This is a genomic window from Shinella sp. WSD5-1 (genome assembly GCF_963942435.1).
Taxonomy (GTDB): domain Bacteria; phylum Pseudomonadota; class Alphaproteobacteria; order Rhizobiales; family Rhizobiaceae; genus Shinella; species Shinella yambaruensis.
Window position 1 is genome coordinate 219,841 of record NZ_OZ012599.1, and the last position, 17,197, is coordinate 237,037.

The window sequence follows — 17,197 nt, forward strand, 5'->3', positions numbered from 1 at the left end:
CGTCAAAGCCAATGAGCGGGTGTGTTCCGCTCCTGTGATGGACTGCGGCGCCTTGAACGCCGTATGGATTGGGGGTTTCATGAATATGAGTTTTTCCGTCAGGGCGATGCTCTCGGCCGGGGCCGCCGCGCTCGTGCTCGGCGCGCCGGCGCCGGCAAATGCGCAGGCACCGGCGCAATCGCACTCCGCAGCGCGATCCATCAGCGTGCCGGCGGGCCCGCTCACGCCGGCGCTGAACAGCCTTGCCGCGCAGACCGGCCTCCAGATTTTCTACGACGCATCCCTGGCAAACGGAAAATCGACGGGCGGGGCGCGCGGCAACCTGACGCCGGAGCAGGCGCTGACCGCGATGCTGGCCGGCACGGGGTTGGACGCCCGGTTTGCCGGAAGCAACCAGGTGACGCTGAGCGTGGACCCGGCGGGACCCGACGTCACGACGGGCGCGGTGGAGGAGGGCGCGACGCTTCTGGAAGCAATCACGCTCTACGGCGCGCGCGAGGCAACGGCGCTCAACGACACGACCGCAAGCGTCGGCATCGTCAATGCCGAGGCAATCCGGGATGGCCAGATCCGGCACACGCAGGATGTCTATCGCCGCCTTGCCAACGTGCTGGACAGCGCAACGGTCAATTCCGGCTTCGTCATCCGTGGTATGAGCTCGGAAGGCTTCGTTCCCGGCGGCGCGCCGGTCGGCTCGCTTTACGTGGATGGCATTCTCCAGACCCGCTACAATGCGCGCTTCGGCGCAAGAAACCTCTGGGACGTCGAGCAGGTCGAGGTGTATCGCGGCCCGCAGTCAACGCTTTCCGGCCGCGCCGCCATGTCGGGAGCGGTCTATATCAAGTCGAAGGACCCGACTTTCGACAAGGAAGTGGAGCTTTCCAGCACGGTCGGCAGCAACGACCTTGTGGGAGGCGCCTTCGTCATGAACACGCCGCTGGTGGAGGATCAGATTGCGTTGCGCATCGCCGGTGCGTTCGTACGCTCCCGGTCCGATGTCAGCTATTCGAATTTCAAGCACTATGCCGGCTATGACGATCTGACCACGGATATCAGCGGCACCATTCGGGCCAAGGTGCTCATCACGCCGTCCGAGATGCCGGAGACCCGTGCGGTCGTGACCTATTCCTACTCGAAGGATCGCCCGAACGATCGCCTGGTTGGCCTCTACAATGGGCGCGGCGACTTCAACAACAATCCCGATACTTATACGGAATATCGCTGGACCGAGGTCCACAATCTCGGCCTTGAAGTGACGCACGACTTTTCCGATGCGCTTCGTTTCACCTCGCAGACCGGCTACCAGTACGGCATCAACAACCGGCGCTCTGTGGACGGCGACACGCCCGGTTATGTAACCGGCATCTGGGGCACGGATAACGATTGGATCGCCACCCAGGAATTCCGCCTGAACTACGAGGAGGGCCGCTGGAAATGGGTTGCCGGCGTCTTCGGGAGCCATCAGGTCTTCGACGGCTCGTCGCGCTTCATCGCCGAGCCTTATCCCGATTTCATGCCGGGCACGATTTATCAGGTCGATGACGATCAGCGGCGTACCACCACGAACCTCGCGGTGTTTGGCGAAGCGACCTATGAGTTCGCACCCACATGGTTTGCGACTGCCGGCGGACGCCTGGATTACCTCAGGGAAAAGAACACGGAACTGAACTCGATGGTCCTCTACGGCATGGATCCGGTGTGGTCGCCGCCGAATGGCACGTCGTCCTTCACCGAAGTCAATTTCGTGCCGAAACTCGGCTTGCTGAAAGAGTTCGGCGACAATCACAAGGTTGGCGTCACCTATTCGCAGGGCTTCCGCTCGGGCGGTTCCTATGTCAACCGCAGCCAGGCCCCGGTCTACACGATCGATACCTACGATCCGGAATATTCGCAGAGCTATGAGCTGTCCTACAAGGGGATGCTGCTGGATGACCGGCTCACGTTGAATGCCAACCTCTTCTACACGAAGTACACGGATCAGCAGGTTGAAATCCGGCCGCGGTCGGACGTGCCCGGCTACCGCGTGACGGAAAATGCCGCATCCTCCCGCGCCTGGGGTTTCGAGATCGAGCCGAGCTATCAGGTCACCGACCAGTTCTCGGCCTTCGCGTCGATCGGCTATCTCAACACCAAGTTCCTGGAATGGAACCACGCCGGTGTCGGGGATCAGGCTGGAAAGGCCTTCCCCGAAGCGCCGGAATGGACCGTGGGTTTCGGTGGCCGATATGAGTTCGAGAACGGCGTCTATGTCGGAGCGGATGCCAAATACACCACGGACTACAATTCCCGGTTCGGCACGAAAGGCATGTATAAGATCGATTCTCGTTTCCTCGTGAACGCGCAGGCCGGGTTCAAGAAGGACAACTGGGAGATCACCGCCTTTGCGGAAAACCTCACCGACGAGAAATACTTCACCATCGTCGATCCGGATGCCGCTTTGGCCTTTGGCCAGGCCGGCGCGCGCCGGTCGTTCGGACTGAATCTCCGCGCCAAGTTCTGAAATCCGGTTGCGGGGCGTAAGCCCCGCGATCTCACCGCCCGCATTCGTCTGAAATGGTGTTCGTCTTGCGCTTCTGCCTGACCGTCATGTTTCTTCTCGTCTCCCTCTCTCTGGCAAGCGCCGCCTGCCAGGGAAGGGAAATAACGGAAGGCGTCTACAATCCACCGCTCTGTGTTCCGCTGGAAGCAAAGCGGATCGTGACGCTCGATCCGCTGCTGACGCTCGGCCTTCTCATCGAGCTCAAGGCGCCCGTTGTCGCCACCCCGTACATGGCCATCCAGGACGAGCAGGTGCTGGATGTCGTCAAGCAGGCAAACATGGTGGACCTGGGCAATCCGCGCGAGCCCAGCCTGGAGCGTGTCGCGGCCCTCAAACCCGACCTCATCATCGGCAGCACGGAGGGGCATGCCGCGATTTACGGGACGGTGTCGAAGATCGCGCCGACGGTGCTCCTCGATCATACGGACTGGAAGCAATATCGCCAGCGCGTCGCGGAAATCACCGGCCGCGAAAGGATGGCTGACGAGGCGCTTGCGGGCTATGAAAAGCGGGTTGCCGCGATCCGCGAGCGCATGAAGGACAGGGATATCACCGTGTCCGCCGTCCGCTTCGCGCCGGGCCGGTTTGTCGTTTTCCTCGATGGTCCTGCCGCCTACGCGCCCTTTGCGGTCCTGCACGAGGCAGGCGTGAAGCGGACGGCCTATGAAACGGTGACGGACGGGACGATCGTCAAGCGGCCGGATTGGGAGGAACTCGCCAATCTCGACGGCGACGTTCTTCTCTATGTATCCGCCAGCGGCTTTGAGAGCGGTCCGGACGATGCGCTCGAGAAGGAGGTGACCGGCAACCCGCTCTGGCAGCTCCTGCCCGCTGTGCAGAACGGCCGGGCCCACCGGGTCGACCGGGCAGCCTGGCAGAGCTTTCATGGCATCGCCTCCGCACACCGCATTCTTGACGACGTCGAGCGCTACATCCTGGCGGATCGATGAATCGCCGCGCCGGCATGGATATCGCTCGGCATCGTGGTCGCGTGGCGCATGACGGAAGCAGGCTTCTGGGCCTGTTCCTGCTTCTCTGTCTGCTTGTCGCGGCTGCATCGTGGTCGGTCGCGATGGGCGCGACACGCATCCCGCTCCCGACGATATGGGCAGCGGTTGTCGACCTCGATGGATCGCGCGAACACCTGCTGGTCATGACGATCCGTCTGCCGCGCGTGCTTGCGGCCGTGCTCGCGGGCAGCGCGCTTGCCGTCTCCGGGGCCATCATGCAGGCGGTGACGAACAATCCTCTCGCCTCGCCGGGATTGCTCGGCATCAATGCCGGCGCGGCCTTTGCCGTCGTGCTGGTCATGACGCTCTTTGGAGCAGGCGTCGGGGACATCTACATGTGGTTCGCCTTCGGCGGTGCCGGCGCGGCCGCGCTGCTCGTCTATGCAATGGGGTCCTTCGGGCCGGCAGGTCATTCGACAATCGGGCTCGTCATCGCCGGCGCCGTCGTCGCAACCTTCCTGACGGCACTCACGAGTGCCGTGCTCATCTTCGACCAGAACACGCTGGACGCCGTTCGCCTTTGGACAGCAGGGTCCGTCTCCGGCCGCACGATGGCGCAAAACGCCGGAGTGGCCCCCTACATTCTGGCGGGGCTCGCCATCGGTCTTCTCCTCGGGCGGCATCTTGTCACCTTGAGCCTGGGGGCGGAGGCGGCGCGCTCGCTGGGGCAGAACCAGGCGGTCTGGCGGGCGATCTCCATCGGCGTCGTCATCCTGCTGGCCGGCAGCGCCGTGTCTCTCGCCGGTCCCATCGGCTTTGTCGGGCTGGTCGTTCCCCATATCGCGCGGCTGACGATCGGCGTCGATTATCGCTGGATCGTGCCCTTCAGCGCGGTCGGGGGCGCCCTGCTTGTCGTCGTCGCCGATCTCGCCGGGCGCATGATCTTCGGCAGCCAGGATTTTCCCGTGGGCGTGACGACCGCCTTGATCGGCGCACCGTTCTTCCTCTGGCTGGCGCGCAGCCGGGCAGGGAGCGCGACATGACGCGCTGGCTCGTTCTTCTCGCGATCGTCCTCGTCGGGATGGTGATGGCCAGCCTTGCCTTGGGGGACATCGCCCTGTCATGGCGGGATCTTTGGGAAACGCTGATCGGATCACAGGACGTGAGCCCGCAGAACGCCATGATCGTCTTCGATCTGCGCCTGCCGCGCGTTCTGCTTGCCGTTCTCGTGGGTGCGGCGCTGGCGACGGCCGGAACGATCACGCTCGCCGTCATGCGCAACCCTCTCGCCGAACCGGGTGTTCTGGGCATCAACAGTGGCGCTGCGGCCGCGGTGGTCGCCGTCATCGTGCTCATGCGGGATCCACCGGTCCTCCTGCTCCCCGCCGCCGGTTTCCTGGGCGCTTCGGCGATGGCGGCGGCCGTCTTCCTCCTGTCGTGGCGTGCCGGGACCTCGTCGCTGCGCATCATCCTGATCGGTATCGGCCTCGGTTCGCTGGCCAGCGCCGCCACCACCTTCCTTTCGGCTTTCGGCGAGATCGGCAATGTCCAGCGCGCGATGATCTGGCTGGCAGGCAGCGTCTATGACGCGGACATCTCCAAGGTGCGCTTCCTGTTCCTCTGGCTGATCATTCCACTGGTCCTGGCCTGGATGGCATCCCGGGAGCTGGATTTGATCCGTTTCGGAGACGATGCGGCGAAGAGCTTCGGTCAGCCGGTGGATCGCATCCGCGGCCTGATGATCGTGCTCTGCACGCTCATCTGCGGAGCCGCCGTCGCCGCAGCGGGGCTGATCGGCTTCGTTGGACTGGTCGCTCCCCATGTCGCAAGCCGCCTGGTCGGCCCGTCCCATGCAAGGATCCTTCCCGTTGCCGTCCTGTGCGGGGCGATCCTCGTGGTGGCCGCCGATCTCGTCGGCCGCCTGATCATTGCGCCGATCCAGCTTCCGGCCGGGATCGTGACGGGGCTGATCGGAGCCCCCTTCTTCGCCTCTCTTTTATGGAAGCGCCGCCATGTCCGGGGATGAAAGCCACACGCGCGCGAAACTTGCCGGGCAGGACGTCTCCATCGCCTATGGTGACCGCCGGATCGTCGAGAACCTTGATCTTCTTGTGCCGGAGCGCCGCTTCACGGCGCTCGTCGGGCCAAACGGCAGCGGCAAATCCACCATCCTGCGCACCTTTGCCGGGCTCATGGCGCCCTCTTGCGGCTCGATCTTTCTGGATGGCAGGAGTATCGCGACGCTCGGCACGCGGGAGATGGCAAGACGCGTCGGCGTGCTTCTTCAAGGGCCGGTGGCGCCGGAGGGGTTGACGGTGCGCGATCTCGTCCAGCAGGGCCGCTATCCGCATCGCTCTCTCTTCGGGCGCTGGTCCGAGGCCGATCAGGCGGCCTGTGACGAAGCCCTGATGCTGACGGGCATGACGACTTTGGCCGACACCCCTCTCGATACGCTCTCCGGTGGCCAGCGGCAGCGGGCGTGGATTGCAATGACATTGGCACAGCAAGGCGAAGTCTTGCTGCTTGACGAGCCAACGACCTATCTCGACCTCGCGCATCAGGTCGAGCTGATGAACCTGATCACCGTTCTCGTGCGCGATCACCGCAAGACCGTCGTTGCCGTGCTGCACGACCTCAATCAGGCGGCGCGCTATGCCGAACACATCGTATTGCTCAAAGGTGGAACGATCAGTGCGGCGGGCCGTCCATCGGATGTGATTTCGCAAGAGGCGATCGCCGATGTGTTCGGGGTACGGTCTATGGTCATTCGCGATCCCGTCGCTGGAACGCCCCTTTGCATCCCGTTATAGGCTTGGAAGTGTTGCGGGAATATCACGGTGTTCGGTTTTCCGGGCAGGCGCCGAAAGCCGGCGGTTCGACGGGCAAAAGGATTCTGGCAACGAAATCAGGGATAAAGATGAGTTTTTTTGTCTTGATTTAACCGGATGGCTTTCCGAATTCTAACCTATTGCACTTGCAGGCATTTTACGGAATCGGTAGCCCTTCTCTCTGAAGGTCCGGAATGTGCTTTGCGTGGCCGACGCAGGCTTTCGTCATGCGACTGGGAACAGGGTGCTGATGTCTAACTCCTCCTCTCCGCTCGGTTGGGACGCCCTCGATAGCAACGATTTGCTCAATCGTGCCATGGAGGCTCACTATGCCGACATGACGAGGGCCGTGCGGCGCAAGGGGCATCCGCTTTCCACCGCCAGGGATGTCGTCCACGACCTTTATATCAAGCTGGCGGCCCAGCCCGATGTCCTGCGCAAAAAGCGCTCCATCAAGGCCTTCCTTTGCCGCTCCGCCATCAATCTGGGTATCGACCGGTTGCGGCGTGAAAACAGGGAAGCGCACCTTTTCTCCGGCACGGAAAAGGAAGCGCTGGCCGTTGCCAGCGCTGGGCCCGCACCCGATCTGGCGCTTGAGATCGAGGCGCGCATCGCCATTCTCCGCGAGGCCATTGCGGAACTGCCCGAGCGGCGCCGGATGGTATTCATCCTTCACCGGCTGCACCATCTTTCGCCGGACGAAATTTCCATAAAACTCAAGATTTCCCGCAACATGGTCGACCGACACCTTCGCCGGGCGTTCGCGCATTGCCTCGACCGTCTTCTTCGGATCGAGTAAGAGTCCCGAACGGGCGATGCCAATCGTCTACAAGGCAGGACCGAGGCTCCGGGAGAAGTCGATGCGGGGCAACCGTGCCAATCAAATCCAGCGAAAGCGCAACAGGGAAGCGACGGACTGGCTTCTGCGTAACCGTGATCCTGCGCAAACTGCGGAAGAGAAGGCGCATTTCGAAGATTGGTTGAGCGATCCGGAAAACTGTAGAACGTACCGGATCGCCGAGACGCTGATGGGTGACGCCCGTTCGGCCATCCAATCCGATCCGGTGCTGCGCAACATCAGGACCGAGCCACGCAGTCGCGCCAAGCCGGTTCTGTCTGCCATTGTGCTTCTGGCCTGCGCCACGGCGACGTTTCTCGCCCTCGACGGCCCCATGCGCCTCAAGGCCGATGCCCTCTCGGGTGTGGGTGAAATGCCGGTTCTCACACTGGAGGACGGTTCCGTCGTGCAGATGAATGCGTCGTCTGCGATCGCCGTCGATTTCGATGAAGAGCGCCGCACGATCCGCCTGCTGCGCGGACAGGCCTTCTTCCGGGTTGCCTCCGTCCCCGAACGGCCCTTCACCGTCGAGGCCGGGGATACGCGGGTGACGGCGCTCGGCACCGCATTCGATGTTCGTTATGGCGCTCTCGACACGGAGGTAACGGTCACCGAGCACACCGTTCTGCTCGAGCCGGGGGGCGCAGGTTCGTCGTCCATGCGCGTCTCGCAGGGCGAGCAGGCGAGCTATGACCGGGCCAGCGGAAAGACGGATGTCCAGCCAGTCGACGGCATCGTGGCGCTTGCCTGGCAGCGCGGCCAGCTCGCCGTGGAAAACGCGCCGCTGTCCTATGTCATCGAGGAGGTCGGCCGTCATTTCTCCGGCCGGATCGTTCTTGCCGGCAGCGGGCTCGCCAATCGCCGGGTGAGCGGCACCATCACCGTCTCCGACACCACTGCCGCTCTTTCCTTCATCCGTCAGGCGCTCGGTGTGAAGGTGACACGGATCGGCCCGCTGATCGTCATCCGCTAATGCCGATCAAGACATCTGGCCTTTGTGAGGGTGCAGCAACCAATGACAGGAGCAATCGCATGATCGAAACGATCGCGTTGGTGAAGACCGAATTCGCGGCCAAGTATCTGGTCCAGATGTGCAAGCACTTCGCCCACAAGGTGGACGTCGAATATACGGATACCCATGGCGAATGCCGTTTTGACGGTGGTATCGCCACCTTTGACGCAAATGCGGAGGGCCTGCGTCTGGTCGTGAAGGCTCAGACCGAGGAGGCCGTCGCATGGGCCCAGGCAGCCATCGAAAGCCATCTGGTGCGCTTCGCCTTCCGAGAAAATCTCGAAGGCCTTGTCTGGCAGCGCTGAGGCATTCGTCACGGAAACAGCGGAACCATGAGGTTCCAGGAGCAAAATACCTGGTGGAGGCCGTGAATGCGAGGGCCTGACTTCGCAGGATATTGCAATGAATTTTCAGTTTTTCTTATATATTTGATTCTTACCATTGGCGGATCAGGGGAGTCCGACAATGAGCAAGGTATTCCGATCTTCCATCGCCTATCAGTATGCGGCGATGACATTCGCCTTCATTTTCCTCAGTGCTGCCGTCATCGTTGGCGTCATGTACTATAATCTGGGGCGCTATGTGCTTGGGGATGCGGCGAACGACGCCCGGGATGCCACCCGCACCATGGCCGTGCTTTATGATGCCGCCATCGAGAACGCCACGATGGAGCTGAAGGATGGCGCCCTTGCCGCGGTGCGTGGCGAAACGATGCCGGAGCTGGCGAGCCACGATCTCGTCGACCGCACGGCCAGCTCGATTGCCGGCGTGGCGACGATCTTTGCCAAGCAGGGCCCTGAATACGTTCGCATCTCCACCAATGTAAAGAAAGAGGATGGGACACGCGCCGTCGGCACGAAACTCGCCGCCGATCATCCCGCGCAGGCCGTGCTTGCCAGAGGAGAGCCCTATTTCGGCCCGGCCAAGCTCTTCGGCCGCGATTTCATGACCGGTTATTTCCCGGTCAAGAATACGGCCGGCGCCAATATCGGACTGCTGTTCATCGGGATTCCGATGGAGGTCTACTTCCAGAAGATCCACGACCTGCAGTTCCACGCCATCGTTGCCGGTGTCGTTTCCATGCTGCTCTTCGGCTGTCTTGCCTATTTCGCCGTACGTCGGGCGACGAAGCCGCTGCGTTCCCTGATTGGCGCCGTCGGCGCCATCGCGGAAGGGCGTTTGGACACGGACATCCCCTGCCGGGCGAAGGCCAACGAATTCGGCCAGATCGCCCGCGCGCTGGAGGTCTTCCGCGAGAACGCGCAGCGGAGGATCGAGATGGAGGGGATTGCGCAACGCCAGAATGAGGAGGCTGCGGCCGAGCGCGAGCTGACGGACGCGGAGAAGCGTGAAACCGACCGGCAGATCGAACTTGCCGTCAACCAGCTTGCGGCCGGCCTCGGCCGCCTTGCACAGGGCAATCTCTCCCAAGCCATCGACGTACCGTTCTCGGGCCGCCTTGAGCAGCTTCGCCAGGACTTCAACGCATCCTTGTCGCGGCTGCGAGATACGCTGGGCAGCATCCGGGCGAATGCGACGGCGATCCAGTCGAGCGGCGCCGACATGCGCCGTTCCGCCGACGACCTGTCGCGGCGGACGGAATCGCAGGCCGCCTCCCTTGAGGAAACGGCGGCCGCGGTCGATGAGATCACCGTCACCGTCCGCTCCTCGGCCGAGCGCGCCCAGGAGGCGAACAACCGGGTCGCCGAGACCAAGGCAAGCGCCGACAATTCAAGCGCGGTCGTCACCAGCGCCATCGAGGCGATGGAGCGGATCGAGGACGCGTCGCGCAAGATCGAGCAGATCATCGAGGTGATCGACGACATCGCTTTCCAGACCAACCTGCTCGCGCTCAACGCCGGTATCGAGGCCGCACGGGCCGGAGACGCCGGCAAGGGCTTTGCGGTCGTCGCGCAGGAGGTGCGCGAACTGGCCCAACGTTCGGCGGATGCCGCCAAGGAGATCAAGGGATTGATCGACAAGTCGACGCAGGAGGTCAGCACGGGGGCACGTCTCGTGCAGGAAACCGGGGCGGTTCTCGCTTCGATCAGCCGGCAGATCGTCGGGATCAGCGATCATGTCGCGCTGATCGCGACAGCGAGCCGCGATCAGTCGGCGGCGCTGCAGGAGGTCAACAGTTCCGTCAATCAGATGGACCAGATGACCCAGCAGAATGCCTCCATGGTTGAAATGACGACGAGCGCCAGCCGGCACCTCGCGGGCCAGGCCGACGAGCTCATGGCGCTCATCGCCCAGTTCCGCTTCGAGGCGGAGGAACGTGGCTCCGTGGCCCGCGCATCGCGCGCCGCTTGAGCCGGTTCAAGGATTTGGCTGCGGCTGCGTCCACTGGCAGGCAAGCGTGAGGTCGTGCAGGGACGGCAATGGACGTGACGATAGGGAATGAACGACAGAAACGCTGTCGTGATTACCGGCTTTTCGCCATCGTCTCCCGGCGAAAGGCCGCCGGGCTCTTCGCCGTCCATTTCCGGAAGGCGCGGTGGAACGCGCTGGGTTCTGAAAAGCCGAGGCGCGTGGCGATCTCGCTGACACCCAGCGTCGTCGTCTGCAGCATCTCGATGGCGAGGTCGCGGCGGATTTCGTCACGGATGGTCGCGTAGTTCTGGCCTTCCGCATGCAGGCGGTGCCTCAGGGTGGAGGGCGACATGCGCATCTGCGCGGCGAGGTCGTCGAAGGCGCTCCACGAGGCGGGGGGAACCTGCCGCAGGCGCTTGCGGACGCTGGCGGCAAGGCCGGCATCATAACGGTAGCGCACGAGGATGTTGGCGGGTGCGTTGCGCAGGAATTGCTTGAGCGCCTGCTCGCTGCGCGCGATGGGCAGTTTCAGCACCGAAGCATCGAAGGCGAGGCGGCTGACCGGCTGCAGGAAGCGCACGGGCGCGCCGAAGAAATGCCTGTAGTCTGCGCCGTGGTCCGGCTCGGCGCAGCGGAAATCGACCATGCGCAGCGGAATGCGCCGCCCGACGAGCCAGCAGGTGATGCCGTGCAGGAGGATCCAGTAGGTCCGGTAGGCGAAGGCGGAGCGGGCCTCCGCCAGGTCCCGGAGCACGACTTGGGCTAGCCCGTCGGAAATTTCGAGATGTCCTTGCGGGTCCTCCAGCATGACGTTGAGGAAGCGCAACGCGCGCCGCAGCGCCTGGTCGAGGGTCCTGGCATGCAGGATGCAATGGCAGAGCAACGTGAAGCTGCCGCTGTGCATCGGCCTGCCGCCCATGCCGAAGAACTCGTCGTCCATCTCGGCCGCGATCGCCAGCCACAGGGCGCCGTAGCTTTCGGCGGAGATCGGCGCGTCGATCCGGCCGGGCAGGCCGATGGCCGCCAACACTGGCCCGGGCGCTTTTCCCTGTCGTTTCAGGCAGTCTATCGCCTCTTCCACGAAGAAGGGTGATATCATCCGCCGTCCGGTTTCCGTCATCGTCATGCCCTGCGGGATGTGGTAAAACTGGCCGAAAGTTCGAGACGCTTTGGTCATCGCATGCAATACCGCACCATCGTAGAGTGAGGCAAGACAGTCCCTGGCGGGGAATGCGCTTGGCGCCGGCCTTACGGAAATCGAATGCGCTGGAGGAGAGCAGCCATGTTGATCCGCGGAAAGACCTTTGTCGTCACCGGTGGCGGTTCGGGCCTTGGCGCGGCCGTGGCGCGCATGCTGGCGGGCGAGGGCGCGCATGTCGTGATCGCTGACGTCAATGCCGAGGCCGGTGCTGCTATCGCCCACGAACTTGGAACCGCCGCAGCCTTCATCCGGACGGACGTGACGCAGGAGAAGGACGGTCAGGCCGCCATAGACCTCGCGCTGGAGCGTTTCGGCCATCTGCACGGGCTGGTCAATTGCGCGGGCGTCGCGCCCGGCGAGAAGGTGATCGGCCGCGACGGGCCGCACCGGCTCGACAGCTTCGCCCGCACGATCGGCATCAACCTCATCGGCACGTTCAACATGATCCGGCTCGCCGCCGCGGCCATCGCGCGGCTGGAGCCGGAAGCCGATGGCGAGCGCGGCGTCATCGTCAACACGGCCTCGGTCGCCGCCTTCGACGGGCAGGTCGGGCAAGCGGCCTATGCGGCCTCCAAGGGCGGCGTTGCGGCCATGACCTTGCCGATCGCCCGGGAGCTTGCCCGCTCCGGCATTCGGGTGGTCTCCGTCGCGCCGGGCATCTTCGAGACGCCGATGATGGCGGGCATGCCGCAGGAGGTGCAGGATTCGCTGGGGCGCAGCGTGCCCTTTCCGCCGCGCCTCGGCAAACCGGTGGAATTCGCGGCCCTGGTGCGCCACATCTTGGAGAACGTCATGCTGAATGGCGAGGTCATCCGCCTCGACGGCGCGCTGCGCATGGCGCCGCGCTGAAGTTCGTTTCGGGAGGTTTATGATGTTGCAGGATCCCATCGTCATCGTCGGCTCGGCCCGTACCCCGATGGGCGGCTTCCAGGGCGACCTCAAGGATGCCACCGCGCCGGAGCTCGGCGCGACCGCGATCCGCGCGGCGCTGGAGCGCAGCGGCGTCAGCCCGGAAATCGTCGAGGAGACGGTGTTCGGCTGCGTGCTGCCGGCCGGCCAGGGCCAGGCGCCGGCGCGGCAGGCGGCCATCGGCGCGGGCCTGCCCTTTTCCGCCGGGGCCACCACCGTCAACAAGATGTGCGGCTCGGGCATGAAGGCCGTCATGCTGGCGCACGATCTCATCGCCGCCGGCAGCGCGTCGATCGCCGTCGCCGGCGGCATGGAGAGCATGACGAACGCGCCCTACCTGCTCGACCGGGCGCGCGGCGGCTACCGGCTCGGCCATGGCCGCGTCATTGACCACATGTTCCTCGACGGGCTGGAGGACGCCTACGATAAAGGCCGCCTGATGGGCACCTTCGCTGAGGACTGCGCCGAAGCCTACCAGTTCACCCGCCCCGCCCAGGACGACTATGCCGTCACCTCGCTCACCCGCGCCCGCGATGCCATCGAGAGCGGCGCCTTCGATGCCGAAATCGTCCCCGTCACGGTGGGCCGCGCGAAAACCGTGGTCGGCCGCGACGAGCAGCCCGGCAAGGCGAAGCTGGAAAAGATCCCGACGCTGAAGCCTGCCTTCCGCGACGGCGGCACGGTGACGGCGGCGAACGCCTCCTCCATTTCCGACGGCGCGGCGGCGCTGGTGCTGATGCGGCGCTCGCAGGCGGAACGCGAGGGTTTTGCGCCGCTCGCCACCATCGTCGGCCATGCCACCCATGCGCAGGCACCCAATCTCTTCGCCACTGCGCCCATCGGCGCGCTGAGGAAACTTGCCGAACGCACCGGCTGGAATCTCGCGGATGTCGACCTCTTCGAGGTCAACGAGGCTTTCGCCGTCGTCGCCATGGCGGCGATGCGCGATCTCGACCTGCCGCACGACAAGGTGAATGTCCACGGCGGTGCCTGCGCGCTCGGCCATCCCATCGGCGCTTCCGGCGCGCGCGTGCTCGTCACGCTGCTTTCCGCGCTGGAGCGCTATGGCATGCGGCGCGGCATGGCGACGCTCTGCATCGGCGGCGGCGAGGCGACGGCGGTGGCCATCGAGAGGCACTGAACGGTTTCGGGGAGGAGACCGGACATGATCCTGACGGAACAGCAGACCCAGATCCGCGACATGGCGCGCGATTTTGCCCGCGAGCGGCTGGCGCCGGGCGCGGCCGAGCGGGACAAGGAAAGCCGTTTTCCCCGCGAGGAACTGAAGGAAATGGGCGAACTCGGCTTCCTCGGCATGCTGGTGCCGGAAGCCTATGGCGGCTCGGAGACGGGCGCGGTCGCCTATGCCGTGGCGCTCGAAGAAATCGCCGCGGGTGACGGCCCCTGCTCGACCATCATGAGCGTACACAGCTCCGTCGGCTGCGTGCCTATCCTGAAATACGGCACGGAGGAGCAGAAAGAACGCTTCCTGCCGAAACTGGCCTCCGGCGAATGGATCGGCGGCTTCGCGCTGACCGAACCGCAGGCCGGCTCCGACGCCTCGAACCTGAAAACCCGCGCCCGCCGCGACGGCGATCACTATGTCATCGACGGTGCCAAGCAGTTCATCACCTCGGGCAAGAACGGCAACCTCATCATCGTTTTCGCCGTCACCGATCCCGATGCCGGCAAGAAGGGCATTTCCGCCTTCCTCGTGCCGACCGATACGCCCGGCTACGAGGTCGTGCGCGTCGAAGAGAAGCTGGGCCTGCATTCCTCCGACACCTGCCAGATCGCCTTCAACGCCATGCGCATCCCGGTGGAGAACAGGCTCGGCGGAGAGGGCGAGGGCTACCGGATCGCGCTCTCCAACCTCGAAGGCGGGCGCATCGGCATTGCATCGCAGTCCGTCGGCATGGCGCGGGCGGCTTTCGAGGCGGCGCGCGACTATGCCCGCGAACGCACGGCCTTCGGCGCGCCGATCATCGAGCATCAGGCCGTCGCCTTCCGCCTCGCCGACATGGCGATGCGGATCGAGGTGGCGCGCCAGATGGTGCTGCACGCCGCTGAGTTGAAGGAGGAGGGCCTGCCCTGCCTCACGGAAGCCTCGATGGCAAAGCTGTTCGCGTCGGAAATGGCGGAGAAGGTCTGTTCCGACGCGATCCAGATCCATGGCGGCTACGGCTACATGGCGGATTACCCGGTCGAGCGCATCTACCGCGATGTCCGCATCTGCCAGATCTACGAGGGAACGAGCGACGTCCAGCGCATCGTCATCGCGCGCAATCTATAGTGTTTGGGCTGTGCCCGTCGCGGGGAGAGCGGTGGGCGTGGCCGATAGGGAGGTATGACAGGGCATGACCGAGGTTCCGCATCTGAGCCTGCACGTCCCCGAGCCGGCGGTCCGGCCCGGCGGCGAGCCGGATTTCTCAAACGTCAAGATCGCCAAGGCCGGGTCGGTACCGCGCCCGCCGGTCGACGCGGCGCCGGAGGATATCCGCGATCTCGCCTATTCCATCATCCGCGTGCTGAACCGCGACGGCGAGGCGGTCGGTCCCTGGGCCGGGCTGCTTTCCGACGAGGAGCTGCTGACGGGCCTGCGCAACATGATGAAGCTGCGCGCCTTCGACGCCCGCATGCTGATGGCGCAGCGGCAGGGGAAAACCTCCTTCTACATGCAGCATCTCGGCGAGGAGGCGGTTTCCTCCGCCTTCCGCAAGGCGCTGCAAAAGGGCGACATGAATTTCCCGACCTACCGGCAGGCGGGCCTCCTCATCGCCGACGATTACCCGATGGTCGAGATGATGAACCAGATCTACTCGAACGAGGCGGACCCGCTGCGCGGCCGGCAATTGCCAATTATGTATTCCTCCAAGGCGCATGGTTTCTTCACCATCTCCGGCAACCTCGCCACGCAATATGTCCAGGCCGTCGGCTGGGCCATGGCCTCGGCCATCAAGAAGGATACCAAGATCGCGGCCGCCTGGATCGGCGACGGCTCGACGGCCGAATCCGACTTCCACTCCGCCCTCGTCTTCGCCTCCACCTACAAGGCGCCGGTCATCCTCAACATCGTCAACAACCAGTGGGCCATCTCGACCTTCCAGGGCATCGCCCGCGGCGGCTCCGGCACCTTTGCCGCCCGCGGCCTCGGCTTCGGCATCCCGGCGCTGCGCGTCGACGGCAACGATTACCTCGCCGTCTACGCCGTCGCGAAGTGGGCGGCCGAGCGGGCGCGGCGCAATCTCGGCCCGACGCTGATCGAATACGTCACCTACCGCGTCGGCGCGCATTCCACCTCGGACGATCCGAGCGCCTACCGCCCGAAGACCGAATCGGAAGCCTGGCCGCTCGGCGACCCCGTCCTCCGGCTGAAGAAGCACCTGATCGTGCGCGGCGTCTGGTCGGAGGAGCGCCACACGCAGGCCGAGGCCGAAATCCTCGACGAGGTGATCCAGGCGCAGAGAAAGGCCGAAAGCCACGGCACGCTGCATGCAGGGGGGAAACCTTCAGTGCGCGACATCTTCGAGGGCGTCTATGCGGAAATGCCCGCCCATATCCGCCGCCAGCGGCAGAAGGCAGGATACTGACATGGCAAGAATGACGATGATCGAGGCCGTGCGCAGCGCCATGGACGTCTCGATGGGGCGCGACGAGGATGTGGTCGTGTTCGGCGAGGATGTCGGCTATTTCGGCGGCGTTTTCCGCGCGACGCAAGGGTTGCAGGCGAAATACGGCAAGACGCGCTGCTTCGACGCGCCCATCAACGAATCCGGCATTCTCGGCACCGCCATCGGCATGGCGGCCTATGGCCTGAAACCCTGCGTCGAGATCCAGTTCGCCGACTACATGTACCCGGCCTACGACCAGATCACCCAGGAGGCGGCGCGCATCCGCTACCGCTCCAACGGCGATTTCACCTGCCCCATCGTCGTGCGCATGCCGACCGGCGGCGGCATTTTCGGCGGCCAGACGCACAGCCAGAGCCCGGAAGCGCTGTTCACCCATGTCTGCGGGCTGAAGGTGGTCGTCCCTTCCAATCCCTACGATGCCAAGGGCCTCCTGATCGCCGCCATCGAAGACCCGGACCCGGTGATGTTCCTCGAACCGAAACGCCTCTACAACGGCCCCTTCGACGGCCATCATGAGAAGCCGGTGACGCCCTGGTCGAAGCACGATCTCGGCGAGGTGCCGGACGGGCATTACACGATCCCCATCGGCAAGGCCGAGATCCGCCGGCCGGGCGGCGCCGTCACCGTCGTTGCCTATGGCACGATGGTGCATGTGGCGCTCGCGGCGGCCGAGGAGACGGGGATCGACGCCGAGGTGATCGACCTGCGCAGCCTGCTGCCGCTCGATCTCGACACCATCGTCCAGTCGGTGAAGAAGACCGGCCGCTGTGTCGTCGTGCACGAGGCGACGCTGACCTCCGGCTTCGGCGCGGAGGTCGTCTCCCTGGTGCAGGAGCACTGCTTCTACAGCCTGGAGGCGCCGGTGATGCGCGTCACCGGTTGGGACACGCCCTATCCGCATGCGCAGGAATGGGATTATTTCCCCGGCCCGGCCCGCGTCGGCCGGGCGCTGAAAGAAGTGATGGAGGGCTGAGG

The 17,197-nt window shown here is 64.5% G+C and carries 15 protein-coding genes; 14 read left to right on the plus strand and 1 reads right to left on the minus strand.

What is annotated here, in order from left to right:
- The first annotated feature begins 79 nt into the window (after positions 1-79).
- The 9 genes from AABQ55_RS29765 to AABQ55_RS29805 all read left to right on the plus strand — a co-directional run bounded on the left by AABQ55_RS29765 (position 80) and on the right by AABQ55_RS29805 (position 10,480).
- Entirely contained in the window at positions 80-2,500 is a 2,421-nt protein-coding gene (locus tag AABQ55_RS29765; RefSeq protein WP_272808656.1) for a TonB-dependent receptor domain-containing protein, read from the plus strand.
- A 53-nt stretch (positions 2,501-2,553) separates the two neighbouring features.
- A complete protein-coding gene (locus AABQ55_RS29770; protein WP_272808657.1) occupies positions 2,554-3,489 on the plus strand; it encodes an iron-siderophore ABC transporter substrate-binding protein in 936 nt (311 codons plus the stop codon).
- Positions 3,490-3,503: 14 nt separating this feature from the next.
- A complete protein-coding gene (locus AABQ55_RS29775; RefSeq protein WP_443021262.1) occupies positions 3,504-4,532 on the plus strand; it encodes a FecCD family ABC transporter permease in 1,029 nt (342 codons plus the stop codon).
- Positions 4,529-5,515 carry a FecCD family ABC transporter permease gene (locus AABQ55_RS29780; protein ID WP_272808659.1) on the plus strand — a complete coding sequence of 329 codons (987 nt, stop codon included), beginning with the start codon at positions 4,529-4,531 and terminating at the stop codon, positions 5,513-5,515. The genes AABQ55_RS29775 and AABQ55_RS29780 overlap by 4 nt, the downstream gene beginning before the upstream one ends.
- Positions 5,502-6,299: an ABC transporter ATP-binding protein gene (locus AABQ55_RS29785; RefSeq protein WP_272808660.1), complete on the plus strand. Its 798-nt coding sequence runs from the start codon at positions 5,502-5,504 to the stop codon at positions 6,297-6,299. Before AABQ55_RS29780 ends, AABQ55_RS29785 begins: the two co-directional genes overlap by 14 nt.
- Positions 6,300-6,567: 268 nt before the next feature.
- Complete coding sequence (locus tag AABQ55_RS29790; RefSeq protein ID WP_272808661.1) at positions 6,568-7,116, plus strand: RNA polymerase sigma factor; 549 nt, start codon at positions 6,568-6,570, stop codon at positions 7,114-7,116.
- A 61-nt stretch (positions 7,117-7,177) separates the two neighbouring features.
- Positions 7,178-8,128 carry a FecR family protein gene (locus AABQ55_RS29795; protein ID WP_244768699.1) on the plus strand — a complete coding sequence of 317 codons (951 nt, stop codon included), beginning with the start codon at positions 7,178-7,180 and terminating at the stop codon, positions 8,126-8,128.
- A gap of 59 nt (positions 8,129-8,187) precedes the next feature.
- Positions 8,188-8,472 (plus strand): DUF2218 domain-containing protein, encoded by a 285-nt coding sequence (locus tag AABQ55_RS29800; RefSeq protein WP_272808662.1) that lies wholly within the window; start codon positions 8,188-8,190, stop codon positions 8,470-8,472.
- Between the two features lie 160 nt (positions 8,473-8,632).
- A complete protein-coding gene (locus AABQ55_RS29805) occupies positions 8,633-10,480 on the plus strand; it encodes a methyl-accepting chemotaxis protein (protein ID WP_272808663.1) in 1,848 nt (615 codons plus the stop codon).
- Between the two features lie 112 nt (positions 10,481-10,592).
- On the opposite strand, the gene AABQ55_RS29810 is transcribed toward AABQ55_RS29805, so the two are convergent.
- Positions 10,593-11,600, minus strand: a complete 1,008-nt coding sequence (locus tag AABQ55_RS29810; protein WP_272808664.1) for an AraC family transcriptional regulator — start codon at positions 11,598-11,600, stop codon at positions 10,593-10,595.
- A 162-nt stretch (positions 11,601-11,762) separates the two neighbouring features.
- On the opposite strand from AABQ55_RS29810, the gene AABQ55_RS29815 reads away from it, so the two are divergent.
- The 5 genes from AABQ55_RS29815 to AABQ55_RS29835 all read left to right on the plus strand — a co-directional run bounded on the left by AABQ55_RS29815 (position 11,763) and on the right by AABQ55_RS29835 (position 17,195).
- The gene (locus AABQ55_RS29815; RefSeq protein WP_272808665.1) at positions 11,763-12,530 is read left to right on the plus strand and encodes a 3-hydroxyacyl-CoA dehydrogenase; all 768 of its coding nucleotides are present in this window, start codon (positions 11,763-11,765) and stop codon (positions 12,528-12,530) included.
- A 19-nt stretch (positions 12,531-12,549) separates the two neighbouring features.
- Complete coding sequence (locus tag AABQ55_RS29820) at positions 12,550-13,731, plus strand: acetyl-CoA C-acyltransferase (RefSeq protein ID WP_272808666.1); 1,182 nt, start codon at positions 12,550-12,552, stop codon at positions 13,729-13,731.
- A gap of 24 nt (positions 13,732-13,755) precedes the next feature.
- A complete protein-coding gene (locus AABQ55_RS29825; protein WP_272808667.1) occupies positions 13,756-14,883 on the plus strand; it encodes an acyl-CoA dehydrogenase family protein in 1,128 nt (375 codons plus the stop codon).
- Between the two features lie 64 nt (positions 14,884-14,947).
- Positions 14,948-16,180, plus strand: coding sequence for a 3-methyl-2-oxobutanoate dehydrogenase (2-methylpropanoyl-transferring) subunit alpha (locus AABQ55_RS29830; RefSeq protein WP_272808668.1), 1,233 nt, complete (start codon positions 14,948-14,950; stop codon positions 16,178-16,180).
- A gap of 1 nt (position 16,181) precedes the next feature.
- Complete coding sequence (locus AABQ55_RS29835; RefSeq protein ID WP_272808669.1) at positions 16,182-17,195, plus strand: alpha-ketoacid dehydrogenase subunit beta; 1,014 nt, start codon at positions 16,182-16,184, stop codon at positions 17,193-17,195.
- The last annotated feature ends 2 nt before the right edge of the window (positions 17,196-17,197 follow it).